This is a genomic window from Halomonas sp. OfavH-34-E, from assembly GCF_024124525.1.
GTDB classification, from domain to species: Bacteria; Pseudomonadota; Gammaproteobacteria; order Pseudomonadales; family Halomonadaceae; genus Halomonas; species Halomonas litopenaei.
On the sequence record NZ_JAMXRY010000064.1, the window covers coordinates 1 to 22,194 of the forward strand.

Below are 22,194 nucleotides of genomic sequence, written 5' to 3' on the forward strand. Positions count from 1 at the left end.
GGCACCTACGGCGGCACCCACGCCAGCGCCACTGGCGGCGCGTTCACCGGTGCCGGTGCCGCAGGCGGCGAGGCCCAGGGTCATGAAAGTGGCCAGCAGCAGGCTGGAGAGTGTCTTGATGGAACCCTTCCTCATGATGTTTCTCCTATGCTGTTATGTGCCATATCGAGCCTATTGGCCAAGAGAGCCGAGCACAACCCCTTGATTCTCCGATGTGGTGTCGCTTTCAGCAGACATTTTCTGGTGCCGTGTCGTTACCGACGACGACTCCCGCCTGTCAGGTACGTCTTGGATCCCTCGGCTGTTGTTGGGTAATGCAGTGGACGTTGCCGCCGCCGAGCAGGATCTCTCGGGCGGGCACGCCGATCACCCGGCGCTCGGGAAAAAGCCTCGCCAGAATGTCGCGAGCCTCGTTGTCGCGGCGTTCATCCAGCAGGGGCATGACCACCACTCGATTGCCGATGTAAAAGTTGACGTAGGAGGCCGCCATGCGGTCCCCGGGCTGGCGTGGGTGCGAGCTGGAGAGCCTGTCGATGCCGCTGGCCTCGTCTTCGCCGATAAACAGCGGGCCGGGCTGGGGCAGGCGGTGCACGGTGAACGGTCGACCGCAGGCATCGGTACTGGCTTCCAGCACCGCCAGGGCGTCGCGGCAGATCTGGTACTCCGGGTCCGCGGCGTCGTCGCACCAGGTCAAGGCAACTTCGGCGGGGCCCACAAAGCAGCAGAGATTGTCGACGTGGCCGTCGGTTTCATCGAGGTAGCAGCCCCGGGGAAGCCAGATGACCTTGCTGATGCCCAGCTGCTCACTCAGGCGCGCCTCCATGGCGGCGCGATCCAGACCCGGGTTGCGGTTGGGGTTGAGCAGGCACTCCTCGGTGGTGATCAGGGTGCCCTCGCCGTCGACGTGAATGGCGCCGCCTTCCAGCACGATACCGGCATCGAAGCGGGGGATGCCCAGCATTTCGGCGATCTTGGGGCGGATCCGGCGGTCCTTGTCCCAGGGAAAGTAAAGCCCGCCCTTGAGTCCGCCCCAGGCGTTGAATTCCCAGTCCACCACCGCCAGGCCATGTTCGGGGTGGGTCAGAAAGGTCGGGCCCACGTCCCGCATCCAGGCGTCGTTGCTGGATAGTTCGACCACGCGAATCGTTTCCGGAAGCTGATAACGGGCGTTTTCGTACTGATCGTCGTTGACGCCCACGTAGACGGTCTCGCTCTCGGCGATGGCGCTGGCCACCGCGACGAAAGCCTGTTGGGCGGGCTTGGCTCCCAGGCGCCAGGTATCCGGGCGCTGGGGCCACAGCATCCAGCAGGCGTCGTGAGGGGCGAATTCCGCCGGCATGGACCAGCCAAGTCGGGCGGGACTGTGCGCGTCGCTGCCGGCGGAACTCGACGCGGCAGGGGCCGGGGTCGGTGAAGACGAATGGTGTGTCTGGTTCATGGAGGCTCTCACAAGAATCCGATCAGCAGGAACACGCCGGTGGCCAGGGCCGCGGCGATCAACACGTAGGGGATCTGGGTCAGGGCGTGGGCCATGGGGCTGCAACCGCTACCCTGGGCCGACAGCACCGTGGAGTCCCCGTAGAAGCAGGCGTGGCTACCGAAGGCGCTGGCCGAGATCAAGGCGCCGACCACCAGCGGCATATTGGCGTCCATGCTGATCGCCAACGGCAGCACGATAGGCATGGCCACCGCGAACAGCCCCCAGAAGGAGCCGGTGGCAAAGGCCAGGAAGGCCATGGTGACGAATACCACGGCGGGCAGCAGGCCGGCGGTCATCAGCGGCTGTACCGCCTGGATCACCACCTCGGTGAGGCCCAGGACGTCGTTGACCTCCTTGAGCGAGAAGCCGGCGACCAAGGTGCCCAGCGGCATGATCATCGCCTTGAAGCCTTCCAGGGCGGTATCGAAGGTGTCATTGAAGCTCAGCAGACGCTGGACGGCGATCAGCACCAGGGTGACGGCCAGGGCAACGATGACCCCGCGCAGGATGTCGATATCGAAGTACCAGGTGGCGACGATCAGGCTGGCGATGGGCAGCAGGAAGTTGAGCAGATGCGGGCTCTGGCCATCGTAGTTGGTGTCGATCTGCAGCGCGTGCTCCTCGCCGCCATCGGGCACCGGCTGGCCGGCCTTGGCACGGGCCTCGGCGGTCTTCATCGGGCCGATGTCAGGCAGCCAGCCCAGCGCGACCAGGGGCACCAGGGCCGCCGCCACCCAGGCGTAGGCCATGTACGGGATCGCCGAGATGTACAGCGACATGCCGTTGTCGGCGACGTTGTTGTCCTCGAGCAGGCCGGCGAAGAACACCGCCCAGGTCGAGAAAGGCACCAGGATGCACACCGGGGCGGCGGTGGAATCCACCAGATAGGCCAGCTTTTCGCGGGAGACGCCGAAGCGATCGGTGATCTTCTTCATCGAGGCGCTGATGGTCAGGGCGTTGAGGTAGTCGTCGACGAAGATCACCAGCCCCAGCACCCAGGTGGTCAGCAGGCTCTGGCGACGACTGTGCAGTCGTTTGGTCATGGCGTCACCGAAGCTCAGCACGCCGCCGGTCTTGACCAGCAGGGCGATCAGGCTGCCGAACAGGCCGCAGACCAGGATGATCCAGGTGACGGTGTCATTGCCGAGGACCGTGAGCAGGATGTCCGACCCGCGGGTGACGACCTCGCTGGGGGCGATCATCAAGAGCCCGACCAGGCAGCCGGCAAGCAGTGATTCGATGGTGCGACGAGTGATGATGGCGGTGACCAGCACCACCAGGGTGGGAACCAGGCTCCAGGCGCCGTAGGTTTCCATGCAAGCTCCTTGTATCGCCTGTGGCGACGGTTGTTATTGGACGGAAGCTATCGCGCAGGGGCGAGCCCTGCGCTGGCCGCCCGGCAAAAAAAGCGTGCGGCCTCGTGTTGCAGGAGGGTTCGTGGCTAGAGATAGCCGTCGCGACGCAGGGACTCGGCGGTGGCGGAAAGCGCCTCGTCGAGGATGGCGACGGCCTCGTCGACGGTGTCGCGGGTCCAGATCAGGGGCGGCGAGATCACGTTGAGATGCCCCACCGGACGAATGATCAGTCCGCGCTGCTGGGCCTCGAAGGCCACCCGATCGCCGACACGCGCGTCCACCGGGAACAGCGCCTTGGTGTCCTTGTCGGCCACGTTCTCGATGCACATCATGAAGTGGCTGCCGCGCACGTCGCCGACGGTGGGATGTCGTGACAGCGTCGCCAGTGCCTGCTCCAGATAGGGGCCGACCTCGCGGACGTTGGCGCAAAGCTCTTCTCGCTCGAGGATCTCGATATTCTTGAGCGCCGCGGCGCAACTGACCGGATGTCCGGAGTAGGTGAAGCCGGTGCTGAGTACTCCGCCCTTGCCCTGGGGCGTGCCGAGCACCTCGTAGAGGCGGTCGGAGATCAGGGTCGCGCCGAGCGGGGCATAGCCCGAGGACAGGCCCTTGGCCAGGTTGATGACGTCGGGCTGGGTGTCGAATACCGCTTCCGAGGCGAAGATGTGGCCGAGGCGACCGAAGCCGGTGACCACCTCGTCGGCGATATACAGGATGTCGTGGGCGCGCAGCACCTCCTGCATGCGGGCGTGATAGCCCCGGGGGGCCACCAGTACGCCGCCGGCTCCCATGATCGGCTCGGCGATGAAGGCGGCGATATTGTCGGCGCCGATCTCGGCGATGGTGGTCTCGAGTTCCGCGACCAGATGATCACAGTACTGTGCTTCATCCATGCCTTCGGGGCGACGATAGAGGTTGGCCTCGCTTAGATGGGTGACCAGACCATCGAGGGTGTCGAATTCCCAGTTGTTGCTCTCGATGCCGGTCAGGCTCGCGGCCAGGTAGGTGGTGCCGTGGTAGGCGTTGCGGCGCGACAGGATACGCTTCTTGTTCGGCTTGCCCAGGCGGTTGAAGTAGTAGTGCACCAGGCGGATGGTGGCGTCGTTGGCGGTGGAGCCTCCGCAGCTGTAGAAGACATGGTTGAGGTGGGCCGGGGCCAGTTCGGCGAGCTTGGCGGCCAGCTGCGTGGCCGGCGCGTTGGACAGATTGTTGAAGGTCGAGAAGTAGGCCATGCGGGTGGCCTGTTCGGCCATGGCCTGGCCGATCTCGGCGCGCCCGTGGCCAACGTTGACGCACCACAGCCCGGCGATGCCGTCGATAAAGCGGTTGCCGTGAATGTCCTGGACGTGGATGCCCTCGGCATCGGTGATCAGCTCGCAGCCCTTGTCGTGGAAGACGCTGAAGTCGGTGAAGGGATGGACGAAGTGGTCCCGATCCTGGCGCCACAGGGTCTCGGCATCCACTGTTGTTGGGACTGGGGCCGGAACCGGAGCCGTGTCGGCGACGGGAGTCGAGGGGCGGGACGAGAGGCGAGTGTCGGGTGTTGTCATTGGAAACCTCCTTGGGAAGGTCTCCAGTCTCGCCAGACTGCCCCTGTCGATGACATATCCTTATGAGGGTAGGTCTCCTCGGGCCGCCAGGCGGCGGCAGTGCCGGTATCACCGATGGGGTAGCCTATGATCGACTCAGGTTGCCATGACCTTGATCTACCTCATGATTGAGAGAGGGGTGCGCGAAACGGCACTACCGAGACTTGAGGCAGACGTAGCGATCCTCCGACGTTGGTGTAGGCTGTGCCGTAATGATCCGCAGGTGCCGGAAGAGGTGGCCCAGATTCTGGCGCGGCGGATGCTGAATGGTCAGTCCGGATACTTTGCCATGTTGCCAGCACCACCCTTTACTCGTCGTGCCCTGGGCACCCTTGTCGCCTTTCTGATGTCGGCCCCGTTACCCGCTATCGCCGCCAACTGTGGTGCCTCGGGAGGGCTGGCGTTTGTCGGTGTCACCAACGATGGTTTGCGCTCGGTGTGGTTGTCGGGGACCTCGCCGGGTGACTTCGGGTTGGAGGCGGCGCAGGGAAAGCAGAGCGTCGATGAGTGGACGCGCAATGCCGGCGGCCTGCACCTGACCCTGTCGCCAGTGGTATCCAACGGCAACGGTGGTGTGCACAAGCTTCTGGATCTGGGGGGCAACAAGGATTGTCTGCTGGATACCCAGAACCAGAAGGGTGGCTTCACATTGCCGCCGGCCGGGCAGATCCCGATGCCGGAGCGTCCGGGCATTACCCCTCCCATCGGCAAGATCTTTCCTGATTTTTCCCGCCCTGGCGGGGTGACGCCGCCGATAGGTACGGTGCCTCCAGGCTTCCGGCCACCCACCTGGGTGACGCCGCCGATAGGTACGGTGCCGCCAGGCTTCCGGCCACCCACCGGGGTGACGCCGCCGGTAGGGACGGTGCCACCGAACTTCCGGCCGCCCACCGGAGTGACGCCGCCGATAGGGACGGTGCCGCCAGGCTTCCGACCCCCGACCGGGGTGACGCCACCGATAGGCACGGTGCCGCCAGGCTTCCGACCCCCGACCGGGGTGACGCCGCCGATAGGCACGGTGCCTCCAGGCTTCAGGCCACCCACCGGGGTGACGCCACCGATAGGCACGGTGCCTCCGGACTTCAGGCCGCCCACCGGAGTGACGCCGCCGATAGGTACGGTGCCACCGGACTTCAGACCACCCACCGGGGTAACGCCGCCGGTAGGCACGGTGCCTCCGGACTTCAGGCCACCCACCGGGGTGACGCCGCCGATAGGCACGGTGCCGCCAGGCTTCAGGCCACCCACCGGGGTGACGCCACCGATAGGCACGGTGCCTCCGGACTTCAGGCCACCCACCGGGGTAACGCCGCCGGTAGGCACGGTGCCTCCAGGCTTCAGGCCACCCACTGGGGTGACGCCGCCGATAGGCACGGTGCCTCCGGGCTTCCGGCTGCCGACCGGGGTGACGCCACCGATAGGCACGGTGCCTCCGGACTTCAGGCCACCCACCGGGGTGACGCCGCCGATAGGTACGGTGCCCGCCCCCGAACGTCCGCCGGTGGGGGTGACGCCGGGGCGGCCCACCCTGGGGCAATGGAGCCTTCCTCCGAACGTTGCGTGGCCGGGCGAGGTAGCGCCCCCCATCGGTGTCGTGCCTCCGGATGTCAGGCCACCTTCCGGGGTGACACCTCCCATCGGCGTCGTACCGCCTGAACAGCGTCCGCCGTCGGGTCTGACACCCTCTTTGCCATCGATGCCCCAGGGCCAGATCGTTGGCCGTGTCGACGCGGCCGAGTGGTATGCCGGGCGGGTGCCGCTGCCGGCTAACCGCTGCATCGACCCTCGTCACGACCCCAGGCTCGGGGGCGCACCGCTGGCAGACGGTACCCTGCCGGTGGTGACCTGCCCCGAGAACCTGCTGCGCCAGCACGCCCAGGCAAGAACCCGGAACGCGCTGGAGGCCACCTTGATGGAACAGGTGCCGATCACCGCAGGGCGTCAGGGAGAGCCGGTCTCTCCCTGGAACACCTGGGTGGATGCTCGTTATACCGATATCTCCGATGACCGTGATGGCCAGGATCTGGATGGCGAGGCCCAGGTAGTGGCGGTGGGTGTCGACCGCTGGGTGTCGGAGCAGGCGGTGGCGGGTGTCAGTTTTAGCGTCGACTCGAGCCGCTCTGACAACTTTGGCGGCGCCTGGGACAGCGACAGCGATGGCTTCAGCATCTCGCCCTATGTCGCCTATCGACTGTCCGAGCGCTGGGCGTTGGACGCATCGCTGATCTGGCGCTGGGGTGACAATGACACCGAACTGGCGACCCTGGATGGCAGCTTCGACACCCGTAGCTTCGGCGGCGCGCTCAATGCCCACGGTCAGTACCGCTGGGGGGAGGCCCTGTTGCGTCCCACCGTCTCGCTGTTCTACTCCCGTGAGCGCAGCGACGACTATGACCTGGACGGCAAGATCCTGGGGATACCGGTGGAGGTGGAAGTGCCCGGCGACTCCTACAGCACCGGCGTAGCGTCGGTCAGTGGTGAGCTTAGCCGTATCTACCACACTGACCACGCGGGTCTGATCATGCCCTACGCCGAACTGGGGGTGGACTGGGCCTTCGAGCAGCCCAACGACGGGCGCTACCTCAACGAGGATCTGGAGTGGGAGGACCCTTCTGACCTGACGGGTACCCTGCGCACTGGCGCTCGCTGGTTTGTCGGCGAGGCCACCCTGCTCGAGGCCAGCGCCGGCTATCTCAGCATCGGCCATGATGACCTGGATATCTGGGAGGGGCGGTTGTATCTCTCCTACCGCTTCTGAGCGGGTGCGTCAGTCACGCTGCTGGCGGGAGATCAGCGCTACGTGATCGAGAAAGGCGCGAAACAGCTCGGCCTGACTCGTGACCTGCAGGCGCTGATAGACGTGCTTGCGGTGGACCTTGACGGTGCCGTCGCTGATGCCGAGCTCTCGCGCCGCCGACTTGGCCGAGTGGCCCGCGAGCAGCAGGCGCACGATATCCTGCTCGCGGCGGGTGAGCACACCCTGGCCAAAACTCGAGAAGGCGGCGTCGACGGGCTCGACCTCCTGGTGTTGCGGTTCGAAGGCATTGCGTTGCCAGCTCCAGAACCGCTGAAGCAGGGCTTCGACGATGGGCGTCAGGTGGCGTAGCGCCTGTACGGTGCGCCGAGTCACCGGTGGCGACTGGGTACGGAAGCCGAGAGACAGCACCATCACGGTGTCGTCGCTGACCCGTGCGAAGAGTCCGATCTCATCCTTGAGTCCTAGGCCGCGATAGTAGTGGTGGTAGTACTCGCTGCTCTCGAAACGGTCCGGCGCCAGATCGCGCAGTCGATGGGTTCCGCTATCCTGACCAGACTCGATGGCCTGGAACATCGGGTCGAGCAGGTAGACGCGACTCAGATAAGGGTCGATGTCGCGCTGGCGGCGTTCGGGGGGATAGTTGTCATGGACCACTCGCGGACGGCCTCGGCCCTGGTAGGCATGCAGGATCAGGGTGTCCATGGGCACCAGCTCGGCGAGTGCCTGCTCCAGCTGTCGCGGAAGGTCGCTGCGATCGGCACCCTGAATCAGGCCAGCCAGTCGTTGGTGCCAGGCCTGGGCCGCGCTGGATGCCAGGTAGTCGATGGGAGTCATGGGGCTCGCTGGGTCGAAAGTCTGAAGCCCACACTGTATCACTTCGTTATTGGTGTCAGTGGTCGTCCCAAGGGTCTGCCGGGCTCGGCGTGACGTGGCGCTGGGGCGAGTCGGGCTGCTATCTTGGACTCCTTTGCCAACGGGACGGCAGCATGAGCGTGAGCATGACGACTCCAAGGGGCGGCGACAGGGCGAGCCGGCGCGAGATCTTCGGCTGGGCGATGTTCGACTTCGCCAATCAGGCCTACACCCTGCTGATCATCACCGTGGTGTTCGGTGAACTCTTCACCACGGTGATCGTCGGCGACCGAGGCGACGACTTTCGCCTGGCCAACCTGCTGTGGAGCCTGGCGCTGGCGCTGAGCTTTCTGCTGGTGGTGGTGACCGGCCCGCTGTGTGGTGCGGTGATGGACTACCGCGCCGAAAAGAAGCGCTTCCTGTTTGCCAGCTATCTGGCCACCATCGCCACCACCGCCATGCTTTATTTCGTCGAGCCGGGCTACGTGGCGCTGGGCTTTGTGTTGATCATCCTGTCCAACTACGCCTATTCCATGGGCGAGTCCTTTATCGCGGCCTTTCTTCCGGGGCTTGGGCCGCCAGAGAAGCTTGGCGCCATCTCCGGTTTCGGCTGGGCGCTGGGCTACGTCGGCGGACTGGTGGCAGCGGGCTTCACCCTGGCCATACTGGGCGAGGCCACCGCGGATAACTTCGAGCGGATCCGCTGGGTCGGGCCCTTCGCCGCGGGCTTCTTCCTGTTGGCGGCGATACCAACCTTCGTCTGGCTCAAGGAGCGCGCCGAGCCACAGCCCCATCGCCAACCCTTCGCCCGCATCGCCTGGCAGCGGGTATCGACCACCCTGCATGAACTGCGTCGGTTCCGTGACCTGGGTCTGTTTCTGACCTCGGTGCTGTTCTCCATGGCCGGTGTCTACATCATCATCGCCTTCGCCTTCATCTATGGCGCCCAGGTCATCGGCTGGCAGGAAAGCACCCGCAACCTGATGTTCATCATCGTCCAGATCACCGCCGCGGCAGGGGCACTCGGATTTGGCTTTATCCAGGACCGCATCGGTACCCTGGTGACCTATCTGATGACTCTGGTGCTGTGGGTGCTGGCGATCCTGGCCATCTGGGCCACCCCCGAGGTCACCGCCTGGCTAAACGCTACCTGGGGACTCGACTGGCAGGCCGAGCAACTGTTTCTGGTGGTCGGCTGTCTGGCGGGCCTTAGCCTCGGCTCCAGCCAGTCGGCCAGCCGGGTCCTGGTAGGCCTGTTCTCGCCCCGCCAGAAGGCGGCCGAGTTCTTCGGGTTCTGGGGGTTGGCCAACAAGCTGGCGGGGGTCATCGGCATCGTCGGCCTGGGACTGCTGCAGGCGGCGGTGGGGCTCAAGGCCTCGATCCTGTTGTGCGCCGTCTTCTTCATCATCGCCATCGTGATCTGCGTTGGCGTCAATCAGCGCCGCGGCCAGCGGGTGGCAGGGGAGTGGGAAGCCAGGCTGGACGATACGCACTGAACCAACTGGGCCGAGGGAACGGTATCGAGGACCTTGGCCCAGAGACCCGCACCGAGGACGTTTGAATGCTGCCGGACGCGCTGTTCGCACCCGCTACCCTGATTCTGCTGTCGGCCATCTTCGTCCTGGCAGGACTGGTCAAGGGAGTGCTCGGCATGGGCATGCCCACGGTACTGCTGGCGCTGTTGACCGCGACCCTGGGGCTGCCTCTGGCCATGGCGCTGATGCTGGTGCCCACGGTAGTCACCAACGTCTGGCAGGCCCTGGTGGGGGGGCATCTGCTGGCGCTATGCCGTCGGCTCTGGTTGTTTCTGCTGGCGGCGGTGCTGGCGGTCTGGCCGGGGGTATGGGTGCTGGCCAGCGTCGAGGCTCACTGGCTGTCGTTGCTGCTGGGGCTGTTGCTGATGCTCTACGCACTGATGAACCTGAGCGGGCGACGGCTGCGCTTCTCGGGAAGCCCGGTCCAGGCCGGCGCCGTCGGCGCGATGAATGGCGTCCTGACCGGGCTGACAGGCTCCAGCGTCTTCCCCGGGGTGCCCTTTCTGCAGGCCATCGGTCTGTCACGGGACGCCCTGGTTCAGGCCATGGGGCTGTTGTTCAGCCTGTCGACCCTGAGCCTGGCGCTGGCACTCGGCGAGAGGGACTTGCTCTCCACCGACCTGCTGCTGGCGTCGAGCCTGGCGCTGCTGCCGGCGAGTCTCGGCATGTGGTGGGGCGCCTGGCTCAGACGCCGGCTATCCGAGGCGCGCTTTCGCCAGGTGTTTCTGCTTGGCCTGCTGGCCATGGGCGGCTACCTGGTGACGCGTTCGCTGCTTGCGGCTTGAGCAACGACCCGGGCGACCCGAGCTTCATCGAGAGCTGCATTGGGCCGTTGCAGGCGCCGTCAGGGGTTGCCGGGGCGCCCCAGGGTTCGTTACTTCGGACGTTCCAGGGAGAACAGGTCGGTGCAGCGTGCGTAGTCGCTGCCGGCCATGCGCCCGATCGGGGCCAGGGCGTCGCAGCTGACGTGTCGACCGTTCCACACCCGGGGATCGGCGTGGATGACGGTCACCTCGGCCAGTACCAGGTTGCCTGACAGCGGACGGTCGCCGAAGTGCAGGATATCGTGAAGGCGACAGCCGAAGGCAACCGGTGCCTCCTGAATACGCGGTACCCGCAGGTCTCCCAGGCTGGCCTTGGTCAACCCGGCATGGTCGAACTCGTCTCCCTCGGGCGGCAGGCTTGCGCTGGTGGCGTTGAGCGCCTCGGCCAGCGCCTCACCACCGATATGCACGATGCACTCGCCGACCTGCTTGAGGTTGGCGATGGTGTCCTTGGTGGCGCCTTCGCCGTTGAGCAATGGAGAAAATGCCAGCACGGGGGGATCGACGCTGGCCACATTGAAAAACGAGAAGGGCGCCAGATTGGCGTGACCGCTCTCGCTCAGGGTCGACACCCAGGCGATGGGACGCGGAGCGATGGCTCCGGAGAACAGTCGATAGATCAGGCCGGCGTCCAGCTCGCTGACCTTGAGGGTGGCGTCGTCGCTCACTGTCGAACTCCTTGTGTTCATTGTCGTTGCAACAGCACCCGTTGTGATGGTGCCAGTTGGCGTGGGGCGGTCCAGGCGCTATCCCAGCACGCTGAGCCCGACAGGTCCAGCCTTGGCGGAGCTGCGTGATCGAGGCCAACGCCTCGGTCCTGGAAAGGCGCCAGGGCCGCCAACCAGGCCCCGGTGCCTGGTCGGCGACGGCGAGCGTTCAGGGGAGTGGCGACTCGAGGAAGTCTCGCAACTGTGTTGCGGCCTGCTGGATGTTCACCACGCCGTCGATGTGGCCGCGGTCACCCTCCAGGGCCTCGAGGGTCACCGGGGTGCCGTCGGCCTCGATCAGTGCGGCGGTCTCGCGAACCTTCTGGGGCGAGAACACCAGGTCGTCTTCGCTATAGAGCATCAGGGTCGGGGCCTCGATGGCGGCCAGGCCCGCCTCCAGGCTGTCGCCATGGCCGGTCATGAAGGCCTGGTTGGCCTTGACCAGGTACAGCAGGTGATTGGCGTCGGCGGTAGCAGCCCGCTGTTCGGCGACGCTGTTCAGGGTCGCCTCGACCTCGTACTGGGCTTCCAGTGAACTCGTCGGTGAGGTGTCGGCGTCGGCCCAGTCGCGGTCGAAGGTGGCGTCCGCCCAGCGCCAGTGGTTGGCCTGCAGGGTGATCAGCTTCAACGACTCGCGCAGACCGTCGAGCGGCGGCGTCTGCCCGTAGTAGTCGCCCCCACGCCAGTGGGGGTCCAGCGTGATAGGGGCGGCCCAGGCGTCCAGGCTGGCGATCAGCCAGGGATCGGCCACCCCCGCACCGATCACCGGAATCAGGCGTTCGACCCGCTCGGGATAGGCGCTGGCCCACTCGTAAGCCTGCAGCGCTCCCATGGAGGCCCCCATCACCGCGTGCAAGCGCTGGATACCGAGATCATCCAGCAAGGCCTTCTGCACATTGACGAAGTCGCGAATGGTTACCAACGGGAAGTCGGTGCCCCAGGGCTCGCCGGTGTCGGGGTTGTGACTGGCAGGACCGGTGGTGGTGACTCTGGGGTCGCCGGCGTTGAGGTTGACCAGGGTGTCCGACGACACGACGTAATAGCGGTCGGTGTCGAGCGGCTTGCCGGGGCCGATGATGGCATCCCAGTAGCCGGGGGTCTCTTCACCGTCATAGCGGCCGGCGGCGTGACTGGTGCCGGAGAAGAAGTGGGTGATCAGGATGGCGTTATCGCCTGCCTCGTTGAGCTCGCCGTAGGCCTCCCAGCCGACTCTGACCGGGGCGATGGTGTCACCGCCGACGGTGGTGTAGCTTGGCATCTCGAAGACCTGTTTGGAGACCTCGTCCAGGCCGGTGGACGCCGCCTCGTCATGGGTGTCGGCGCTGGCCAGTGCCGGCGAGGCGATAAGCCAGACCGAAGCGACGAGGAGGCCAAGGGCGATGGCGGCGCCAGGCTGGCGCCGGTCATGGAGAGCGGACGCATAAACTGTCATCATGAACCTTCCCTGGTGGTGGTCGGCGCGGACGATGCCGCGTACAGACACCAGTACAGCGTTCACCTGGCGCCTTCGCCATGCTGCCTTCGTCGTCCCGGCGCGAGGAGGACGAAACCGCCCGTGAGGAGAAACCGATGACCCAGCGACAGGGGACACGTGGCCCCGGGCTCGCCATGATGCTGTTGTTCTGGGTGCTGTTCATGGGGCTCGGTGGCTGGTGGGCAACGTCCTGGCTGGAGCAGCGCCTGAACCCCAATGCCAACCTGAATCAGGTGGCCGAGGGCGAGCCGTTGAGGCTCAAGCGCGGACCTGGCGGACACTTTGTCGCGCCCGGCAGCATCAATGGCACGCCGGTGACCTTCCTTGTCGACACCGGCGCTACCCGTGTCGCTCTGCCGGGAGATCTGGCGGCAAGACTGTCGTTGCCGGACCTTGGCAGCGCCTGGTTTCATACCGCCAATGGTCGGGCACAAGGCACCCTGACACGCCTCGACAGCGTTACCCTGGGCGGCCTGTCGGCGACTCGGGTCGATGGCTCCATCAGCCCGGGCATGGAAGGTGAGACGGCGCTGCTGGGCATGAGCTTTCTCGGACGCTTCGACATTGCCATCCGTGGCGATATCCTGGAATTGCAGGCGCGCGGCTCCTCGTCACCGAGAGCCGACGCCGCTCCACACAAGGAGATTCAACCATGACCGCGCTCTCTCGATTGCGGCTGAAGTGGCCCATCCTCCAGGCTCCCATGGCCGGCGCCCAGGACGAGACACTGGCGCTTGCGGTCACCGCAGCCGGAGGCCTGGGAGGCCTGCCTGCCGGCATGCTGGCCCTCGAGGCGCTGGATCAGGCCCTTGCAGCGGTAGAAGGACAAGGCCCGGTCAACGTCAACTTCTTCAGCCATGTGTCGCCCGAGCCTCAACCGAGTCGACTGGAGAAGTGGCGAGCGTTGCTGGCCCCTTACCATGAAGAGTTGGGAATCGCGCCGCCACCTCCAAGTGACACGCCTACCAGACGGCCGTTCGACAGCGATGCCTGTGCCATCGTCGAGCGCCACCGTCCCGCCGTGGTGAGCTTTCATTTCGGTCTACCTGAGGCACAACTGGTCGAGCGGGTGAAGGCCTGCGGTGCGCTGGTGCTGTCTACCGCCACCACGGTGGATGAGGCCCGGTGGCTGGAAGCCCATGGCGCCGACGTGGTGATCGCCCAGGGTCTTGAAGCAGGCGGTCACCGGGGACATTTCTTGAGTGACGACCTGAGTCTTCAGTTGCCGCTGGCGTCATTGCTGCCCCGGGTGGTCGAGGCTATCTCGTTGCCGGTGGTGGCGACCGGAGGGATCGGCGACCCCCAGGGGGTCCGGCAGGCACTGGATCTGGGCGCCCAGGCGGTCCAGATCGGTACCGCACTGCTGTGCTGCCCCGAGGCCTCGGTGAGGGCCGTCCACCGCAGGGCGCTGCTGGATGATGAAGCCTCCACCGACATCACCAATGTCTTCTCCGGTCGGCCCGCCCGCGGGATCGTCAATCGTGCCATGCGCGAGCTGGGTCCGCTGTCGGATGAGGTACCCGACTTTCCGCTGGCTGCCAGCGCCCTGTGCGAGCTGCGCGCGGCCCACGAGTCCCGTTGCAGCGGTGACTTTTCTCCGCTGTGGGCGGGCCAGAATCGGCGCCACTGTCGTGAGGTACCGGTGGCCGAGCAACTCCAGTGGCTGGCAGGAGAACTCGAGGAGCAATGAGGAGCACGTCTTCCTGTGCGCTCGCAACGCCAACCTGGCGACAAGCGTAGATTGCGGTTCCTGGGGGCAGGTCAGGGTCGCGAGGCAGCGCTAGCGCTTCGGAAATCACGCGGCGCTTTTGCATAACATGCGGCTTCGCTCTGGCACACAAGGCCGCGGCGCGTTTGCATAGCCTGCGGCTTCGCTCTGGCACGCAAGGCCTCGGCGCTCTGGCATAACATCCAGCTACGCTCTGGCATAACATCCAGCTTCGCTCTGGCATAAAAAAGCCGCGGCACTCGGCGATGAGTGGCCGCGGCTTCTGCTGATATCGGTTGATTATTGCTTTACCGATGTATTACCGCCTTGTGGCGGGGCGAACGACATCGCCGAGCATGCTTTCGGTCTGTCGATCAGCACTCGCCTTCGGCGCACTTCTCGGTCTCGGCCAGGTCCGCGGCGTAGATGATGACGTCACCGTCTGTCTCGTTCTTCCACCAGTGCCAGATCTCGTTGAACTCGGCGATGATCGACGGCGCCTTGTGAACGCGCGGCTGCTCATGCTTGGAGTTGTACTCGACGATCTCGCCCTGGAACACGAACAGGATAGCCGGGCGGTTCTCGTGGGAGTGGTAAGGCACGATGCCACCTGGTGCCACGTCGACGCGGCGGAAGCGCAGGTGACGTTGCTCCAGCGGTGCAGCGCCTGCCGGCAGCTTGACGTCCGCAAGGTCGATGTAGGCCAGTGTGGTATCGACCTCGTCAACGGGTTCCATCGGCGGATTTTTCTGATGTTCAAACATGGCGTAATTCCTTCTTGCGCAGCGTTGGGGTTGGTGGGGCGTGTATCACCGTGGTGATCTTCAGGTATCGGGGTAGATGTCTTTGACGGCCAGCACCGCATTGATGGTGACCGGGAAGCCGGCATAGGGCGCCAGCTGCATGAACAGTTCGACCAGCTCGTCACGGGTGAAGCCCAGTGAGCGTGCGATGCCGATATGGATGCGTAGCTGATTCTCGTGGCCTCCACAGGCCAGTGCCGAGAGCGTGGCGCTCTGGCGCAGCTTGGGGTCCAGGCCATCACGACCGTACATTTCGCCAAAGGGGAATTCGGCGACCAGGCGCATCAGGTCGGGGGCGAAGTCACCGAGCTTTTCCTCCAACGCTTGTGCGGCGGCGGGATTGTGCTTACGGAAGAAGGCGAGTCCCTTCTCCATGTTGGGTGAAACGGCGGTGGAACTCATTTTCCAGCATCCTCATGGCGACGGTAGTGGTCGGGGTAATCGCATTCCGTGTCGGCCTTTCCGTAATCGGCGGCAGCAGGAAGACAAGCCATTTTTTTGCCGCTACCAATCTCTATGTCGTTTGAAACATACGACTGTTTTATCTTGCTGAGTCATCACTTCTTGTCGGACTGATCCGTTTGCTCAGCTTGGTCGGTGCCGGGCCTGCAACCTTACCGGCACCGCTATGCCATAACGCCTATCGGGACCCGTTGCCGATCAGTGGGTGCCCTCGAACATGGCTCTCAGGTCGACGCTGTCTTGCTTGCCGATGTCGTCGTAGTGTTGCTCGATCCAGTCCTGGGCGCGTTTGCGGCCGAGATCTCGCAGATGGCACAGGAAGTCCCACTCGGCGTTGAGCTTCGATGAGGCCCCGAGGGGTTTCAGCAGGTCCTGGCTATCGATGATATGGACCAGCATGTCGCGATAGTTCTTGGGGTCGAGGTGGCCTTCGTGGATCAGTCGCTTGACGAAGGCGAGGGCCCTCAACTCCTTGAGCAGACTGGCATTGAAGGTGATCTCGTTGGTGCGATTGAGGATCTCCTGAGCGCTGGTCGGCGACCCCTCACGCTCCACCGGATTGACCTGGACGATCAGGATGTCCCGGGACTCGGTGGTGTGATAGAAGGGAAACAGCGGAGGATTGCCGGAATAGCCGCCGTCCCAGTAGGGCACCCCGTCGACTTCGACCGCTTCGAACAGGAAGGGCAGGCAGGCCGACGCCATCACCATGTCGGGGGTGAGTTCGGCGCGATCGAAGATCTTGACGCGCCCGGTCTCGGCGTTGGTCGCGGCCACGAAGACCTTCATCTGGTCGCAGCCACACACATTGTCGAAGTCGACCTGCTCGACGATGATGTCCCGCAGGGGGTTGTACTTCATGGGGTTGAACTGGCTCGGCGAGAAGAATCGCGTCATCAGGTCGAAGTAGACGTGGCCCGGCGAGTAGTCGAGGCTCCAGTTTCCGCTAAGACGATCCCAGGGGGTGCGCTGCAGAATGCTGAAGCGCGCCGACTGAGACACGGCACGCCAGAACGTTTCCAGTTTTTCGCGCCCAGCCTCTCGCCCGCCCTGGACCAGACCATCGGCCAGAACGACAGCGTTCATGGCGCCAGCGGAGGTGCCGGAAATGGCCTCGATCTCGATGCATGGGTCGTCGAGCAGGGCATCGAGGACCCCCCAGGTAAAGGCGCCGTGAGCGCCTCCACCCTGAAGTGCCAGACTTATTTTCTTGGGTGGCTTGGCCATCAAGCTCTCCTGTCATCTTGGTGCGGTCGTCCGTGAGGCCGTCTTCCCTTGCCGGGAAAAGTGCGGCAGCAGCGGCGTCGGCGGCAGGTTCGCCGCATGCTTCACCCTGTCGAACGGTGCTTCAGTGTGCTGTCCAGCCGCCATCGACCGGCAGGGCGATTCCCGTCATGGAGGCGGCGCCGTCCGAACACAGGAACAGCGCCGTGGCCGCCAGTTGTTCGGTGGTGACAAATTGGCGGGTCGGCTGGTTGGCGAGCAAGACGTCGCGAATGACCGAGTCCTCGGAGATACCGCGTGCCTTGGCGGTGTCGGGAATCTGCTTCTCGACCAGAGGCGTCAGCACGTATCCCGGGCAGATGGCATTGACGGTGATGCCGTGTTCGGCGACTTCCAGCGCCACGGTCTTGGTCAGTCCCAGAACGCCGTGCTTTGCGGCCACATAGGCCGACTTGAAAGGCGATGCCACCAGAGCATGGGCGGACGCGATGTTGATCACTCGCCCCCAGCCACGTGCCTTCATGCCAGGCAAGGCGGCCTTGGTCAGGTGAAAAGCGGAATTCATGTTGATGGCGATGATCGCGTTCCACTTGTCCTCGGGGAACTCGTCCACCGGTGCCACATGCTGAATACCGGCGTTGTTGACGATGATGTCCACGCTGCCGAATTCTGCCTCGGCCCGCTTGTGCATGGCGCTGATCTCGCCGGGGTCCATCATGTTGGCGTTGTCATAGACGACCTTGACGCCGTGCTTTTCGAGACTGGCGCGGGTGGCCTCCACGTCCGCGGCGGCCTCGATACCGTTGATGACCAGGTTGATGCCCGCCTTGGCGAAGCCTTCGGCGATACCGAGACCGATACCGCTGGTGGAGCCGGTGATGATGGCGGTCTTCTGCTGGGGCATGGATCACTTCCTCTAGAGACGAGATCGCCGGCGCTGGCCGGCAGGAACTTGCAGCGTGTTCATGGCTTGACCGATAGGTCGCTTCACTGGCCTCGCTTCGTCGACGAGCTTTTTCGATGGCTTCATCGTCGGGCTGTATCGACGAGCTTTGTCGATGCCGTCATCGACATCGACCAGCTCCACAGAGCTCGACGTGTTTCACCGAGTCCGATCAGGCGGCAGGCCGGCAGCAGGCTCGTTGGTCATGGCCTTGTTCGACAGTGTCACCAGCATAGACTGGCATGCAAGATTCGGCTTTTGCTGAAATGGCTTTATCCACATAATGCTCATCAATGCTTAGCAGCAAAGCCGTTTGCCGCCTGACGAATACCCGGGCGCGCGTCGGTAACTTCCTTGGGAGCGCAGCGAACCACTGGTAAAATGTCTGCATGAATCCCAAGTCGCCCACGCTACCTGCCGACCTGCGCGACGATCCTCTCTACTATCTGCGTCACTTTCAGTTTGTGCTCGACTGGGTGATGGCACGCCACGCCGACCTGCTGGCAGAGCCAGAACAGCGCTTTATCATGGCCTTCGGCGAGCTGCCGGAGGCAGCCCAGGCGTTGCTGGTCCGCATGGTCTCGCGCAAGGGCGAGCTGTTTCGCACAAGTCGCCTGGTCTACACCGAGGTCGATGATCTCGAGCAGGCGCTGAGTCGACTGGCGGCGGCGCAGCTGGTGGAGCTTGATCCCGTGCTGAGTCTCGATGACCTGCTTGCACAGTTGCGCCTGCCCGAGGCTCGACGGGTCTTCGCCGAAACTGTGTCCGCTTGCGGTCTGCCCACCTCGGTCTCCAAGTCGCGTCTGTGCGAGGCGCTGGACGGCCAGTTCACGCCGCGGCGCTGGAGCGCCTGGTGGCCTGAGTCCGACGAGACCCTGGTGCGGGTCTCGGTAATGTCGGTGTGTGATCGGCTGCGCCTGATGTTCTTCGGCAATCTGCGCCAGAGCTGGTCCGATTTCGTGATGGCCGAGCTTGGCCATATGCGCTACGAACGGGTGAGTTTCGATCCCGCGTCGCGGGGGTTTCAGCAGCGTCAGGAGGTGGATGCCTATCTCTGCCTGCATCGGCTGCGAGAGCGATTCGACGACGGCGAAGCCGTGGCTGATATCTGGTCGGCAGTACCAAGGCTGCCCGACGATAACCCCTGGCTCGCGGCGCGGCGGTCTCGCCTGCTGCTGCGTCTGGGCAAGCAGGCCCAGCGAGAGGGGCAGGCGGCGCTGGCGCTGGAGATCTTCTCCTTTGCTGGCCCGGGCGAAGCGCGGGTGCGTCGACTGCGCCTGCTGGAGCGAGAGGGCGAGCATCACCAGGCGTTGACGCTGGCGACCCAGGCGCTCGAGGCACCGCTGGACGACGCCGAGCGCCAGGCGCTTGCCCGGCTGGTGCCGCGATTGCAGCGCCGCCTGGGTCTGCCGGTGCTCAAGCCGGCAGCACAGGCGCCGCCGCAGAGCTGGAGCCTGAGCTTGCCGCCACAATCGCTGGCGGCCAGTGGCTCGGTGGAGTTGGCGCTGCGTGATCACCTGGCCCGGGATGAGGCCCCAGCCTTCTACGTCGAGAATCACCTCTTCGCCGGGCTCTTCGGGCTGCTCTGCTGGGACGTCATCTTCGCCCCCTTGCCGGGCGCCTTCTTTCATCCCTTTCATCGCGGGCCGGCGGATCTGTATCGGCCAGACTTCGTATCGCGGCGGCGTGATCGCTTCGATGCCTGCCTGGAGGCGCTGGCGAGCGGCGACTACCGCGAGCGTATCAGGGCCCGCTGGCGCGACAAGCAGGGGCTGGCCAACCCCTTCGTCTATTGGGAAATGCTCGACGAAGCCTTGCTGGAACTGGCGCTTCACTGTATTGCGCCTGAACACCTGGCGGTGCTGTTCGAGCGCCTTCTCGAGGATCTCAAGGCCAACCGATCGGGCTGGCCGGACCTGATCCAGTTCTTTCCCGATGCTGGGCAGGGCCAGCCCCGCTATCGTCTGATCGAGGTCAAGGCGCCAGGAGACCGGCTGCAGGACAACCAGCGACGTTGGCTTGAGCACTTCCAGTGCCACGGCATTCCGGTGTCGGTGTGCCACGTGAGGTGGTCCGATGGCTGAGGGATCTTCATCGTCTGACGATGCCGAGACAGCTACCTCGGACACGGCCGAGTCGGTCTCTCTCAGCGTCGGCGTGCGTGAACTGTGCGAGTTCACCGGTAGGCGCGGTGATCTGGATCACCGCTTCACCCCGGCCCCCAGCTCGCGGGAAGGGATAGAGGGCCATGCCCGCGTCGTGGCCCGACGTGGCGAAGGCTACCGCAGTGAGGTGATGGTGGTCGCCACCCTCGAGGGTCTCAAGGTCCAGGGGCGCATCGACGGTGTGGCCGAGAACGGTGGGCGACTCGAAGAGATCAAGACCCACCGGGGACGCCTGGAGCGCATGGCCGACAATCAGCGCGCGTTGCACTGGGCCCAGGTGCGGGCCTACGGCGCACTTTGGTGCCGCCAGCAGGGGCGCGAGCGGATTACCCTGGCGCTGGTCTATCTGGATCTGGTCAGCGGTCGCGAGACTTGCCTGAGCGTCGAGGCCGAGGCCGCCACGCTGTGGCAGGAGCTTGAGTCGGCCTGTCGCGCCTATCGAGCCTGGGCGCTGGCCGAAGCCTCACATCGCCGGCGGCGAGATGAAGCGCTGGACCGTCTAACGTTTCCCTACCCTGCGTTCAGGCCTGGGCAGCGCGAGATGGCCGAGACCACCTACAAGGCCGTCGCCACTGGCCGGGATCTGCTGATCGAGGCGCCTACAGGCATCGGCAAGACGCTGGGGAGTCTGTTCCCGCTGCTCAAGGCGATGCCTCGTCAGGCGCTGGACCGCGCCGCCTTTCTGACCATGAAGACCACCGGCCGACAGCTGGCGCTGGCGGCACTGGCGCAGCTCGACCCTGGCCCACAGCGCAAGCTGCGCACGCTGGAGCTGATCGCTCGGGACAAGGCCTGCGAGCATCCGCAACTGGCCTGCCACGGAGATAGCTGTCCTCTGGCTGAGGGCTTCTACGACCGACTGCCGGAGGCGAGGCAGGCGGCAGTGGAGCAGGGCTGGCTAGATCGTGACGGGCTCAGGCAGGTGGCGCTTGAGCATCGCGTCTGCCCCTACTACCTGGGCCAGGAGATGGCTCGCTGGTGCGATCTGGTGGTCGGCGACGTCAATCACTATTTCGACTCGAGCGCGCTGTTGCACGGCTTGGCCCAGGCGCGACAGTGGCGCCTGGGTGTGCTGGTGGACGAAGCCCACAACCTGATCGAGCGTGCCCGTGGCATGTACTCGGCGAGCCTCGACCAGCGCCGTCTTGCTCGTTTGCAAAAGGAGGCGCCGGGGGCGCTGCGCCAGCCTCTGGCCAGGGTGATCAAGCAGTGGCAGGCACTGGTGCGTCAGCACGGCGGAGAGGACCCGGGCAGTCGCGAAGCGCCACGCTGGTTTGCCCTCGACGCCTTGCCGGCGGAGTTGATCGGCTCCCTTCAGGGACTCTGTGGTGCCATCGGCGACCACCTGGGCGAGCATCCGGAGGACACCCAGCCGGCGCTGACCGACTGCCTGTTCGAGGCGTTGGCCTTCGTTCGGCTGGCGGAGCGTTTCGGTGATCATTCGCTGTGCGAGCTCACCCGTCACGGGCGCGGGCGGGCACGACTGGCCATCGTCAACCAGGTGCCCGCCGACTTCCTGCGGCCCCGTTTCGCCGCGGCTCACGCAAGCGTGCTGTTTTCCGCGACCCTGGCGCCACCACGCTATCAGATCGACCTGCTGGGGCTAGCCGAGGACACGGTATGGTCCGAGGTCGCGTCGCCTTTTGTCGCCGAGCAGCTCGAGGTGCGGGTGTGCGCGCAGCTGTCTACCCGCTACCGCGATCGGAAGCGATCCCTGCCGGGAATACTCGACGTCATGAGCGAGCAGTACCGTCGACGTCCCGGCCACTATCTGGCGTTCTTCTCGAGCTTCGCCTACCTGGAGCAGGTGCGAGAAGCCCTGGCCGAGGCCCATCCCGACATTCCTCAGCGCGCCCAGCGACGCGCCATGAGCGAGGCGGAGCGGGAGGCCTTTCTGGAGGATTTTGTGCCAGGGGGTGAGGGAATCGCCTTCGCGGTACTCGGAGGCGCCTTCGCCGAAGGCGTCGACCTGCCGGGCGAGCGTTTGATCGGCGCCTTTGTCGCCACCCTGGGGCTACCCCCCAGCGATGCCCGCCAGGAGGCGCTGAAGACACGCCTCGAGCAACGCTTCGGTCGCGGTGACGACTACGCCTATCGTATCCCCGGGCTGATCAAGGTGGTCCAGGCGGCCGGGCGGGTCATTCGCGGGCCCCAGGATACCGGCACCCTGGTATTGCTGGACGATCGCTTCGCCAGACCTGAGGTGCAGGCGAGGCTGCCCCGTTGGTGGGAAACGGCCCGGCGCTGACGTCGTCCCTGTGTCTGACCTGTCGCTGCCCTTGTCCGTTCTCTGCCCTTGCCTGGGCAGACTGGCC

General features: G+C 65.1%; 18 protein-coding genes. 7 read left to right on the forward strand and 11 right to left on the reverse strand.

Annotation, left to right across the window (positions count from 1 at the left end; genetic code table 11):
* Positions 1-277: 277 nt before the first annotated feature.
* From aguA to NH448_RS20670, 4 genes are all read right to left on the reverse strand, one after another.
* Positions 278-1,438, reverse strand: a complete 1,161-nt coding sequence (gene aguA / locus NH448_RS20655) for an agmatine deiminase (protein ID WP_083970189.1) — start codon at positions 1,436-1,438, stop codon at positions 278-280.
* A gap of 8 nt (positions 1,439-1,446) precedes the next feature.
* Positions 1,447-2,796: a Na+/H+ antiporter NhaC family protein gene (locus NH448_RS20660; RefSeq protein ID WP_045991245.1), complete on the reverse strand. Its 1,350-nt coding sequence runs from the start codon at positions 2,794-2,796 to the stop codon at positions 1,447-1,449.
* 125 nt (positions 2,797-2,921) lie between these two features.
* On the reverse strand, positions 2,922-4,385 hold the full coding sequence (locus NH448_RS20665; RefSeq protein WP_083970188.1) for an aminotransferase: 1,464 nt from the start codon (positions 4,383-4,385) through the stop codon (positions 2,922-2,924).
* A gap of 309 nt (positions 4,386-4,694) precedes the next feature.
* On the reverse strand, positions 4,695-6,062 hold the full coding sequence (locus NH448_RS20670; RefSeq protein WP_162197822.1) for a hypothetical protein: 1,368 nt from the start codon (positions 6,060-6,062) through the stop codon (positions 4,695-4,697).
* On the opposite strand from NH448_RS20670, the gene NH448_RS20675 reads away from it, so the two are divergent.
* On the forward strand, positions 6,049-7,182 hold the full coding sequence (locus NH448_RS20675; RefSeq protein ID WP_253029359.1) for an autotransporter outer membrane beta-barrel domain-containing protein: 1,134 nt from the start codon (positions 6,049-6,051) through the stop codon (positions 7,180-7,182). The genes NH448_RS20670 and NH448_RS20675 overlap by 14 nt on opposite strands.
* A 9-nt stretch (positions 7,183-7,191) precedes the next feature.
* Here the strand turns inward: NH448_RS20675 and NH448_RS20680 are convergent, their stop codons facing one another.
* Positions 7,192-8,016, reverse strand: a complete 825-nt coding sequence (locus tag NH448_RS20680) for a helix-turn-helix transcriptional regulator (RefSeq protein WP_253029360.1) — start codon at positions 8,014-8,016, stop codon at positions 7,192-7,194.
* Positions 8,017-8,180: 164 nt separating this feature from the next.
* On the opposite strand from NH448_RS20680, the gene NH448_RS20685 reads away from it, so the two are divergent.
* Positions 8,181-9,530 carry an MFS transporter gene (locus NH448_RS20685; RefSeq protein ID WP_239452496.1) on the forward strand — a complete coding sequence of 450 codons (1,350 nt, stop codon included), beginning with the start codon at positions 8,181-8,183 and terminating at the stop codon, positions 9,528-9,530.
* Between the two features lie 65 nt (positions 9,531-9,595).
* The gene (locus NH448_RS20690) at positions 9,596-10,354 is read left to right on the forward strand and encodes a sulfite exporter TauE/SafE family protein (RefSeq protein WP_253029361.1); all 759 of its coding nucleotides are present in this window, start codon (positions 9,596-9,598) and stop codon (positions 10,352-10,354) included.
* Between the two features lie 89 nt (positions 10,355-10,443).
* On the opposite strand, the gene NH448_RS20695 is transcribed toward NH448_RS20690, so the two are convergent.
* Together NH448_RS20695 and NH448_RS20700 are read right to left on the reverse strand one after the other, a co-directional pair.
* A complete protein-coding gene (locus tag NH448_RS20695; protein ID WP_231498596.1) occupies positions 10,444-11,061 on the reverse strand; it encodes a flavin reductase family protein in 618 nt (205 codons plus the stop codon).
* A 208-nt stretch (positions 11,062-11,269) separates the two neighbouring features.
* On the reverse strand, positions 11,270-12,535 hold the full coding sequence (locus NH448_RS20700; RefSeq protein ID WP_253029362.1) for a homoserine O-acetyltransferase: 1,266 nt from the start codon (positions 12,533-12,535) through the stop codon (positions 11,270-11,272).
* Between the two features lie 134 nt (positions 12,536-12,669).
* Between NH448_RS20700 and NH448_RS20705 the strand changes: the two genes are divergently transcribed.
* Positions 12,670-13,230 carry a retropepsin-like aspartic protease gene (locus NH448_RS20705; RefSeq protein ID WP_108132253.1) on the forward strand — a complete coding sequence of 187 codons (561 nt, stop codon included), beginning with the start codon at positions 12,670-12,672 and terminating at the stop codon, positions 13,228-13,230.
* Positions 13,227-14,264: a nitronate monooxygenase gene (locus tag NH448_RS20710; protein ID WP_108449724.1), complete on the forward strand. Its 1,038-nt coding sequence runs from the start codon at positions 13,227-13,229 to the stop codon at positions 14,262-14,264. Before NH448_RS20705 ends, NH448_RS20710 begins: the two co-directional genes overlap by 4 nt.
* A gap of 392 nt (positions 14,265-14,656) precedes the next feature.
* On the opposite strand, the gene NH448_RS20715 is transcribed toward NH448_RS20710, so the two are convergent.
* The 4 genes from NH448_RS20715 to NH448_RS20730 all read right to left on the reverse strand — a co-directional run bounded on the left by NH448_RS20715 (position 14,657) and on the right by NH448_RS20730 (position 17,675).
* Positions 14,657-15,046 (reverse strand): cupin domain-containing protein, encoded by a 390-nt coding sequence (locus NH448_RS20715; protein ID WP_052704216.1) that lies wholly within the window; start codon positions 15,044-15,046, stop codon positions 14,657-14,659.
* Between the two features lie 60 nt (positions 15,047-15,106).
* The gene (locus NH448_RS20720; RefSeq protein WP_052704215.1) at positions 15,107-15,487 is read right to left on the reverse strand and encodes a carboxymuconolactone decarboxylase family protein; all 381 of its coding nucleotides are present in this window, start codon (positions 15,485-15,487) and stop codon (positions 15,107-15,109) included.
* Positions 15,488-15,745: 258 nt separating this feature from the next.
* Positions 15,746-16,774 (reverse strand): patatin-like phospholipase family protein, encoded by a 1,029-nt coding sequence (locus tag NH448_RS20725; RefSeq protein WP_045991237.1) that lies wholly within the window; start codon positions 16,772-16,774, stop codon positions 15,746-15,748.
* Between the two features lie 121 nt (positions 16,775-16,895).
* Entirely contained in the window at positions 16,896-17,675 is a 780-nt protein-coding gene (locus NH448_RS20730; RefSeq protein WP_045991236.1) for a 3-hydroxybutyrate dehydrogenase, read from the reverse strand.
* A 428-nt stretch (positions 17,676-18,103) separates the two neighbouring features.
* Between NH448_RS20730 and NH448_RS20735 the strand changes: the two genes are divergently transcribed.
* A complete protein-coding gene (locus tag NH448_RS20735) occupies positions 18,104-19,798 on the forward strand; it encodes a VRR-NUC domain-containing protein (protein WP_253029363.1) in 1,695 nt (564 codons plus the stop codon).
* On the forward strand, positions 19,791-22,127 hold the full coding sequence (locus NH448_RS20740) for an ATP-dependent DNA helicase (protein WP_253029364.1): 2,337 nt from the start codon (positions 19,791-19,793) through the stop codon (positions 22,125-22,127). The genes NH448_RS20735 and NH448_RS20740 overlap by 8 nt, the downstream gene beginning before the upstream one ends.
* Positions 22,128-22,194 lie beyond the last annotated feature (67 nt).

Coding starts and splice junctions, on each gene's coding strand:
- NH448_RS20660 (WP_045991245.1), bottom strand. CDS start 2,796: ATGGAAACCTACGGCGCCTGGAGCCTGGTTCCCACCCTGGTGGTGCTG.
- NH448_RS20730 (WP_045991236.1), bottom strand. CDS start 17,675: ATGCCCCAGCAGAAGACCGCCATCATCACCGGCTCCACCAGCGGTATC.
- NH448_RS20690 (WP_253029361.1), top strand. CDS start 9,596: ATGCTGCCGGACGCGCTGTTCGCACCCGCTACCCTGATTCTGCTGTCG.
- NH448_RS20700 (WP_253029362.1), bottom strand. CDS start 12,535: ATGATGACAGTTTATGCGTCCGCTCTCCATGACCGGCGCCAGCCTGGC.
- NH448_RS20680 (WP_253029360.1), bottom strand. CDS start 8,016: ATGACTCCCATCGACTACCTGGCATCCAGCGCGGCCCAGGCCTGGCAC.
- NH448_RS20735 (WP_253029363.1), top strand. CDS start 18,104: ATGAATCCCAAGTCGCCCACGCTACCTGCCGACCTGCGCGACGATCCT.
- aguA (WP_083970189.1), bottom strand. CDS start 1,438: ATGAACCAGACACACCATTCGTCTTCACCGACCCCGGCCCCTGCCGCG.
- NH448_RS20710 (WP_108449724.1), top strand. CDS start 13,227: ATGACCGCGCTCTCTCGATTGCGGCTGAAGTGGCCCATCCTCCAGGCT.
- NH448_RS20705 (WP_108132253.1), top strand. CDS start 12,670: ATGACCCAGCGACAGGGGACACGTGGCCCCGGGCTCGCCATGATGCTG.
- NH448_RS20725 (WP_045991237.1), bottom strand. CDS start 16,774: ATGGCCAAGCCACCCAAGAAAATAAGTCTGGCACTTCAGGGTGGAGGC.
- NH448_RS20665 (WP_083970188.1), bottom strand. CDS start 4,385: ATGACAACACCCGACACTCGCCTCTCGTCCCGCCCCTCGACTCCCGTC.
- NH448_RS20720 (WP_052704215.1), bottom strand. CDS start 15,487: ATGAGTTCCACCGCCGTTTCACCCAACATGGAGAAGGGACTCGCCTTC.
- NH448_RS20685 (WP_239452496.1), top strand. CDS start 8,181: ATGACGACTCCAAGGGGCGGCGACAGGGCGAGCCGGCGCGAGATCTTC.
- NH448_RS20670 (WP_162197822.1), bottom strand. CDS start 6,062: ATGGGAGGTGTCACCCCGGAAGGTGGCCTGACATCCGGAGGCACGACA.
- NH448_RS20740 (WP_253029364.1), top strand. CDS start 19,791: ATGGCTGAGGGATCTTCATCGTCTGACGATGCCGAGACAGCTACCTCG.
- NH448_RS20715 (WP_052704216.1), bottom strand. CDS start 15,046: ATGTTTGAACATCAGAAAAATCCGCCGATGGAACCCGTTGACGAGGTC.